The organism is Shewanella sp. (genome assembly GCF_051658185.1).
In the GTDB taxonomy this organism is placed as follows: Bacteria; Pseudomonadota; Gammaproteobacteria; order Enterobacterales; family Shewanellaceae; genus Shewanella.
Genome location: NZ_JBOFMC010000373.1, coordinates 1 through 1,515, shown reverse-complemented (window position 1 = coordinate 1,515; position 1,515 = coordinate 1). Strand labels below are relative to the sequence as shown.

The following is a 1,515-nucleotide window of genomic DNA, read 5'->3' as shown; positions in this document are numbered from 1 at the left end:
CTAAGCCACACCGAACTTGCCAGCGCTGCCGCCGATGCCCTTAGCCACACGCTGCTGATGTTTGATGCCTTTCACGACGTGGAACATTTAAGTCAAGCCGGCAATGAGCCGTTTTAAGGTGCGGGTACTGGTGTATCCGCGCACCAGCAATCACACGGATGTTGATCCACTAAGGCTGCATCCTGATATCGATTTTGATTATGTGTCGTTGCAGACGCAAGCCTTAGCTCAGACGCCGGAGATCGCCGCCGATCTGCTGATTTTGCCCGGCAGTAAAAATGTGCGAGCCGATTTAGCCTTTTTACGCGAGCAAGGCTGGGATAAACAAATTGCCAAGCATTTGCGCTACGGCGGTAAAGTGCTGGGAATTTGTGGTGGTTATCAAATGCTGGGTGAGCGCATTGCCGATCCGTTAGGGATAGAAGATGCGCTCGGGACTAGCCAAGGGCTGGGGTATTTACCCATAACCACCGAATTTAGCGCCGAAAAACAGTTACGGAGCGTTGTAGGCGAGTTGACCTTGCGAGGGCAGACTGTGGCCGTCAAAGGTTATGAGATCCACTGCGGCGAGTCCCAATATCTCACCTCCAGTGAGGCCGCCAAGGGCGCGCCATTACGCTTGATAAATGAGCGTACTTGCGATAAACAGGCAGAAAAGTCTTTTGCCGACGGCTGCTTAAGTGAGGACGGGCAAGTGTCAGGCACGTATTTACATGGGCTATTCGACAGCCCTGCAGCGTGCCAGTTAATTCTGCGCTGGGCCGGGTTAAAAGATGCACAAGCAATTGATATTAATGCTATTCGAGAGCAACAACTGGATAGGTTGGCCGATGTATTAGCCGAACATCTAGACTTACCACAATTACAGGCAATCTTAACCGCCTCCGTTAAGCCGTAGGATGAACACTAAACCATGACAACTGCAAACGATAATAATCAAGAACAATTAAAGGCCGAACGCCACAAGGCGCGCCAACAAAAACTCAAAGCGGGAGTCGATGCCAAAATTGCCGCCGCTCAGGATGAAAAGGGCATTTTGTTAGTCCTAACGGGCAATGGCAAAGGTAAGTCGACCTCAGGTTTTGGCACCGTTGCCCGCGCCGTGGGCCATGGCAAAAAAGCCGCTGTAGTGCAATTTATCAAGGGCACTTGGGAATGCGGCGAGCGTAATCTGCTTGAAGGTGCAGGCGTTAATTTTCATGTGATGGGCACTGGTTTTACTTGGGAAACCCAAGATAAAGAAAAGGATACCGCTGCCGCCCTAGTCGCTTGGGAAGCCGCTGAAGCGTTACTGCAAGACGAGAGCATTGATTGTGTGATGCTCGATGAACTGACCTATATGGTGAGTTATCACTATCTTGATGTCGAGCGGGTACTGACGGCACTTAACAATCGCCCCCCCATGCAGCATGTGATTATCACTGGCCGCGCCTGCCACCGAGCGATTATCGAACTGGCCGATACGGTGAGCGAGGTTCAACCGATAAAACATGCCTTTGAGGCCGGCATAAAAGC

Annotated in this window: 1 protein-coding gene and 2 pseudogenes; all 3 read left to right on the top strand. The window is 51.4% G+C overall.

Annotated elements, in window-relative coordinates:
• Positions 1-108, top strand: a pseudogene (locus tag ACRCZA_RS14100) (hypothetical protein); the annotation flags it as partial.
• Positions 95-898 (top strand): annotated as a pseudogene (locus ACRCZA_RS14095) (cobyric acid synthase); the annotation flags it as partial. The pseudogenes ACRCZA_RS14100 and ACRCZA_RS14095, both read left to right, overlap by 14 nt.
• 15 nt (positions 899-913) lie before the next feature.
• Positions 914-1,515 (top strand): cob(I)yrinic acid a,c-diamide adenosyltransferase (cobO, locus tag ACRCZA_RS14090; RefSeq protein WP_438675041.1); only part of this gene is annotated, 602 nt, incomplete at its 3' end.